Genomic DNA, 6504 nt, shown 5'->3' with positions numbered 1-6504 from the left:
GGCGGCGGAGCAGGTCAAGGCCAAGGTAAAGGCTACGGCGGTGGAACAGGTGAAGGCCAAGGTAAAGGCTACGGCGGTGGAACAGGTGAAGGCCAAGGTAAAGGCTACGGTGGCGGAACAGGTGAGGGCCGAGGCAAAGGCTACGGCGGTGGAACGGGTGAAGGCCAAGGTAAAGGCAACGGCGGTGGAAAAGGCAACGGCGGCGGAACCGGCAACGGTGGTGGAAAAGGCAATGGTGGCGGCAACGGCAACGGTGGTGGTAACGGCAACGGTGGCAGCAATGGCAACGGTGGTGGTAACGGCAACGGTGGCAGCAATGGCAATGGAGGCGGCAACGGTAAGAACAATGAGGATAACGAAGGTACTGGAAAAGACTAACTGTACACAGGAGATAAAACGCTTCGCCTCTTTTATGGGGACGAAGCGTTTTTCATGTAAAAGAGCTAACTTTAGTTAGTGTTAGAAGGAATTTAGCTAATGATATCATGATTGGTGATTGCTATTTAATCAGCCGGGATATCAGAAAAAGTTCGAAGGAGGAAGAGCGATACACATAGGAAAGACAAGTCAGCATATCCAGCCTGAAAGAATGCAAGCAGGTAACTGATCAAATGACAGAAAAGTACAACGATTGCATGCAAGGAGGATTATGGTACATACCAGACCTTTTGAATATGAGCAAGACGAAGCATTTATTTGGGAATTGTACGGTTCTACGAGAACCGAAGAAATGGCTCTTTGGGGTTGGAGTGAGGCGGACAAGCTTGCTTTTTTACAGTCGCAGTTTATCATGCAGCAGAAGTCTTACCAAATGCAGTTTCCCGCTCAGAAGCATCAAATCATTCTTCGATCCGAGCAGCCTATCGGTCGGATGATCACGGATGCGAGCGGAGATGCACTGCACCTCGTAGATATTTCTTTGCTGCCTGCTTATCGGGGACAGGGTGTTGGTTCTGGTATGATTGGCGATCTGCAAAAAGAGGCTCAAGTTTTCCAATTACCAATCCGTTTACATGTTGTACAAGGGAATCCCGCCTTTCGATTATATGAACGACTTCATTTCATCGTAACTGACTCAACGGGGCTGTATATCCAAATGGAATGGCAGCCACTTCTGCAAAAATGACCAATCTGTTCGTTCGACAACGGAAATAACCACTTTACATAAGGAGGAAGCAACATGGCAGAGCCATTTCTTGGAGAAATCAGGATGTTTGGAGGAGATTATGCACCACAAGGATGGGCATTATGCAATGGACAGATCTTATCTATTTCTGAATACGACACGCTGTATAGTTTGATTGGAACCACATATGGCGGGGATGGACAAATGACTTTTGCGTTGCCTGATTTACGGGGACGCATCCCGCTCCATCAAGGGACCAATCCGAGTACAGGAACTACCTACGTGATTGGTGGGAAAAATGGTGTAGAATCAGTCACCTTAACCGTCTCACAATTGCCTGCGCATTCGCATACGGTCCATGCATCATCGCAGCCAGGAACGCAGAACAGCCCTGCCAATGCTGTATGGGCAAAAAATGCGCAGCAATATTCAGCGAATGTACCTGATGGATTAATGAACCCGTCCAGCTTGAGCAGTGTGGGTGGGAATCAACCACACAGTAACCTGATGCCGTTTACGGTTATTAATTTCATCATCGCCCTGTACGGAATCTATCCTTCACAAAATTAACATCCAAATCGAACAGGAGGATTTTACATGGAACCATTTCTTGGAGAAATTCGATTTTTTCCATTTCCATTTGCGCCAAAGGGTTGGGCTTTGTGTAATGGTGCCGTGCTGCCTATCAACGTAAACCAGGCACTGTATTCCTTGTTAGGAACTACTTATGGGGGGAACGGGAAAACCACGTTTGCTTTACCCGATTTAAGAGGGCGTGTCCCCGTTCATAAAAACAATCTACAGGATCGTCCAATCGTACCGCTTGGTATGTCAGCTGGCGAAGAAACACATGTATTAACGACAAACGAGATACCCGCCCATACCCATACGGCAACCGGCTCAAATGCAGCTGCCAATGAAAAAGTCTGCGCGGGGAACTACTGGGCACAAGCTTCCACCACAACCTATGGGACAACCCCGGATACGACGATGAGCGAGAGTGCGCTGCAAATGGTAGGGAATAGTGCACCTCATATTAATATGCAGCCGTATTTGGTCGGGAATTTTTGCATCGCAATTCAAGGGGTTTACCCGTCAAGAAACTAGAGGAGGCACTATCATATGGATCCGTATATTGGAGAAATTCGTATCTTCGGTGGCAATTTCGCACCGAGGGACTGGGCTTTTTGTGATGGACAATTGATCCCGATCTCTTCCAATCCTGTCTTGTATTCGATATTGGGCACGAAGTATGGTGGAGATGGAAAGACCACATTTGCGCTTCCTAATTTAAGAGGTACAGCCCCGATGAGCCAGGGGGCAGGACCTGGCTTGACACCGCGTTCGGTGGGAGAGACAGGTGGCGATGCCAAAATCACTCTGCTGGAAAATGATATTCCGGCGCATACTCATGTTCCGAATGTGTGCTCAACGCCAACAGTCGATTCACCAACAGGCGCGAAATGGTCATCGACTGTTGGTCGGGGAAGTGTCATTCCTTACTCCAAAACGAGTGATGGGACACAGCTTAGCCCGCAAACAATCGGCACCACAGGCGGTACTCAACCTCATAATAATATGCAGCCTTATCTTGGACTCTCGTTCATCATTTGTGTGGAAGGTGGAGCTTTTCCACCGAGAGAATAGGAACTGTATCTTGGACGCCCGAAGCTGTGTAGCTGAAGGCGTCTTTTTCGAATGACGATGACGGTCACAGCCCTTCTTCCATCTTTTCCTACTTTTCGTATTCTTCTTGCGAGACGTATGCATTATAATGGATATGTCCGTGATATTAAACGATCGCTTGAAGCAGAACGATCGCAGAGGATGAAGCAGATGACGAAGATAGAAATACTGAAAAGCATGTTGACGAGCGATCAACGCAATGCCCCAGTATGGCTGTTATTAGGGTTAGAGCATGCTGAGCACGGGGATCGTACGGAGGCTTTACAAGCGTTTACGCAGGCCCTTGCCTATGGAAATGAAGCGATGAAGGAAAAAATTGTGATCGAACTCAACAAGCTACAAAAGGAATCCCCATATTCGCGGACGTTAAAAGGGATCAATCAGAAGGATTCCTCTACATATACGATGTTTCCACCTAAGATACGCGTCATCGAAGGGGGCAAAGGGAAGACCACCGCGAAATCGGTTCAACTCGTTGAGAAAACGGCGGGTTTTGGAATGGTCGGCGGGCTTGGACGAGTAAAAGAGGCAATTTTTCAAAGACTCCTACATCCTATTTCGCAACGGTTGCCTCAAAAGAAAAGTACCATTTTACTCTACGGACCATCGGGGTGCGGAAAATCTTTGCTAGCAAAAGCAACCGCAGAAGAATGTCAGGCTCATTTTTTCTCCATGGCGATTACAGGCGGTCGAAGTATGTATGCGCCGTCGAACAGGCAGTTCAACATCCAGGACTTACTGGCAACAGTCCCTGCCAATAAACCGTTTCTGTTCTTTTTAGATGAACTTGACGCTTCCAGCCATTACGAAGAGCATCCGAACTCCTATCCTAGACAGGGGATCGATTCCAAATGGCTTCAGCAGATAGCGGAGGCAGGCGAATACGACGAACGATTCGTCCTGATGGGTTCAACCAACGTTCCATGGGAATTGGAGCCTTCCATGCTCCGAGCAGCTGGTTTTGATCACTGGATTTTTGTCGGACCGCCAGATCGGCAAGCACGGGAGGATATTTTTCGCTTAAAGCTGGAGGGCCGTCCTTCTGAGATGCTCGATTATGAGCAATTAGCAGGATGGACAGAGTTTTATTCGGGGGCAGACATCGAGTATGTAGTGGAGCTCGCAACGGAGCAGGTCTGGCATGATATCGTAACAAAAGGGGTCGATCGCCCGATTCAAATGAGCGATCTACGGGAGGCCATTGCAGCTACCTATCCAACAACCATTGAGTGGTTGCGGACTTTGAAAGAACATTTGAAACAAGTGGATTACAACGGAATCTATGATGAGGTGTGGGATTACCTGTCTCTTCACAGCAGAATCTAACATCAACGAAAAGACCGTCGGCTCGCTATCAAGCTGCGGTCTTTTTTCATGATGTAAATGTTAGAATATTGACTCAATATAGTCTTTTTTGTACGCTGAGTATAGGCACGAACAGTTGCTGGAAGGTGGAGGATACGTGATGAAAATAATAGAGATATCCCGTCCGCTTATGGCAGGTATGCCAACCTGGCCAGGGGACACTCCCTTTCACTATGTCGTAAACTGGCCCAAAGCGGAGAGTGGCTCAGTCAATGTCGGCAAAGTAACCATGAGTATTCACACAGGTACCCATGTGGATGCTCCGTTCCATTTCGATGACGGTGGCCGAAAAATAGCTGAATTGCCTTTGGACTTGTATATTGGAGAGGCAAGAGTGGTAGAGCTTACGGGACGTTCCAGCATTGGTCCAGAAGATTTTGCCCAGGTAGATCTGGACGGGGTGGAACGCTTGCTGCTCAAAACCTTATCATGGAGCGACCCCAATCAGTTTCCGTCAACCATCTGTCATCTACGAGCGGACTTACCAGCGTTCCTCGCCCAAAAAGGCATTCGGCTGATTGGAGTAGATGTCCCGTCTGTCGATCCATTGGACAGCAAGGAACTGGCTGCTCATCATGGGCTTCATCAGCATGACATTCATATTTTGGAGGGGCTTCTGCTCGATCATGTCGAACCGGGTGATTATGAACTGATCGCACTGCCGCTGCTTTTGATGGAAGCAGATGGGAGTCCGGTACGTGCAATCTTGCGTCGTTCGTGAGGCTGCATATTGATAAAGCAGTGATTTTCTCGAATAATAATAGGGTAACTACAAATACCATCATCACGGCGTACGTATGAAGGGAATGAAAAAGTAGATGGAAGCGATGACCTTTGTCCTTTTTGGCGCAACAGGAGATTTAGCAAAACGCAAAATTTTCCCTGCGCTCTTTAACTTATATGTAGATCAAAAGTTGCCTGCTGCCTTTTCGATTATCGGTGTAGGGAGAAGGGCCTGGTCTGGTGACGAATTTCAGGAATCTGTTCGCCAGTCTGTCCATGAGTTTTCCCGTCGAGCTCAGATTGCTTCCCACGAACTAGACGCTTTCTTGTCTGCTTGTCGCTATGCGGAAGTAGATGTCATGGAGCCGCGTGCTTATGAAACGTTACATGATCTGGTCCTCCAAAGAGAGCAAGAGCTGCAGATCCCGCAAAACCGGATGTTTTACTTGTCAGTAGCCCCGCAATATTTCGAGGGAATTGCAACCAATGTTAAGGCCAGTGGACTGGGTTCAACGACAGGCTGGAAGCGTCTGATCATTGAAAAACCGTTTGGACATGATTTGCAATCTGCCGAAGAATTGAATGAAAAGCTGGGGAAAGCATTTTTGGAAGAAGAAATATATCGCATTGACCATTACTTGGGAAAACCGATGGTTCAAAACCTTGAGGCTCTCGAATTTGCGAATCCGGTCTTCCAGGCTCTTTGGAACAACCAGTACATCGCCAACGTGCAAATTACGGCGAATGAAACGGTCGGCGTCGAGGATCGGGCTGGATATTACGAGCCAGCCGGAGCACTGCGTGACATGCTCCAAAATCACATGCTGCAAATGCTCATGATTATCGCCATGCAGCTTCCGAAGCGAATCACTTCCGCCCATATCCGCGAAGAAAAGCGCAAGGTGATGGCCGCCGTGCGTCCGATGAAGAAAGAAGAAGTCCGCACCCACGTGATTCGCGGTCAGTATAGCGCAGGACATATTCAAGGAACACCTGTGGCTGGCTACAGGGACGAGCCTGGTGTCGATCCAGTTTCGATGACAGAAACGTATATTGCCACTCGTGTCTGGATTGATGACCCGTTTTGGCAAGGGGTACCTTTTTATATTCGTACGGGAAAAAGACTGCAAGAGAAATCAACCAGGATCGTCATTGAGTTCAAAAATCCGCATGAAAAGCTATATCAGGAGCAAAATGAAACGACATCGCCAAATTTGTTGATCATTAGCGTGAATCCGAACGAAGGTATTGCCTTGCAGGTAAATAGTAAGAATCCGACAAATAGCGGTAAGATTGAGCCGGTGACGGTAGATTTCAGTGCAGGGACAAAAGACGTGCCGGAAGCGTACGAGCTGCTCTTGTTCGATGCACTCCGAGGAGATTCCACCTACTTTGCGCATTGGGATGAGGTCCGTCTGTCGTGGGAGTGGGTGACACCGATTCTGGAAGCTTTCGCTGAGAATTTGGTGCCGCTCTTTACGTACGAAGCTGGCTCATTCGGACCGAAGGCCGCAGAGCAATTGCTTGCTGCGGACGGATTCGTGTGGTGGCTGGATAAGGTCGAAGAACGAGTGCCAGTCACTGCAACGAGATAGACCAAAAGA

General features: G+C 48.2%; 8 protein-coding genes. All 8 read left to right on the top strand.

Features of this window, described 5'->3' with window-relative positions; translation table 11 throughout:
* A partial coding sequence (locus C7R92_RS18400) for a hypothetical protein (protein ID WP_208636218.1) occupies positions 1 to 378 on the top strand: 378 nt, incomplete at its 5' end.
* Positions 379 to 649: 271 nt separating this feature from the next.
* Positions 650 to 1126 (top strand): GNAT family N-acetyltransferase, encoded by a 477-nt coding sequence (locus C7R92_RS18395; protein ID WP_106835244.1) that lies wholly within the window; start codon positions 650 to 652, stop codon positions 1124 to 1126.
* 54 nt (positions 1127 to 1180) lie between these two features.
* Positions 1181 to 1696 (top strand): phage tail protein, encoded by a 516-nt coding sequence (locus C7R92_RS18390; RefSeq protein WP_106835243.1) that lies wholly within the window; start codon positions 1181 to 1183, stop codon positions 1694 to 1696.
* Between the two features lie 27 nt (positions 1697 to 1723).
* On the top strand, positions 1724 to 2233 hold the full coding sequence (locus tag C7R92_RS18385; RefSeq protein WP_069849536.1) for a phage tail protein: 510 nt from the start codon (positions 1724 to 1726) through the stop codon (positions 2231 to 2233).
* A gap of 15 nt (positions 2234 to 2248) precedes the next feature.
* Complete coding sequence (locus C7R92_RS18380) at positions 2249 to 2773, top strand: phage tail protein (protein ID WP_106835242.1); 525 nt, start codon at positions 2249 to 2251, stop codon at positions 2771 to 2773.
* 189 nt (positions 2774 to 2962) lie between these two features.
* Positions 2963 to 4138, top strand: a complete 1176-nt coding sequence (locus C7R92_RS18375) for an ATP-binding protein (RefSeq protein ID WP_069849532.1) — start codon at positions 2963 to 2965, stop codon at positions 4136 to 4138.
* Between the two features lie 139 nt (positions 4139 to 4277).
* Positions 4278 to 4898 carry an arylformamidase gene (gene kynB / locus C7R92_RS18370; protein ID WP_106835241.1) on the top strand — a complete coding sequence of 207 codons (621 nt, stop codon included), beginning with the start codon at positions 4278 to 4280 and terminating at the stop codon, positions 4896 to 4898.
* Positions 4899 to 4995: 97 nt separating this feature from the next.
* Entirely contained in the window at positions 4996 to 6495 is a 1500-nt protein-coding gene (gene zwf / locus C7R92_RS18365) for a glucose-6-phosphate dehydrogenase (RefSeq protein WP_106835240.1), read from the top strand.
* Positions 6496 to 6504: the final 9 nt, after the last annotated feature.

Source organism: Brevibacillus porteri (assembly GCF_003013475.1).
GTDB classification, from domain to species: domain Bacteria; phylum Bacillota; class Bacilli; order Brevibacillales; family Brevibacillaceae; genus Brevibacillus; species Brevibacillus porteri.
The sequence above is the reverse complement of the archived record's forward strand: the minus strand, read 5'-3'. Positions and strand labels throughout refer to the sequence as shown.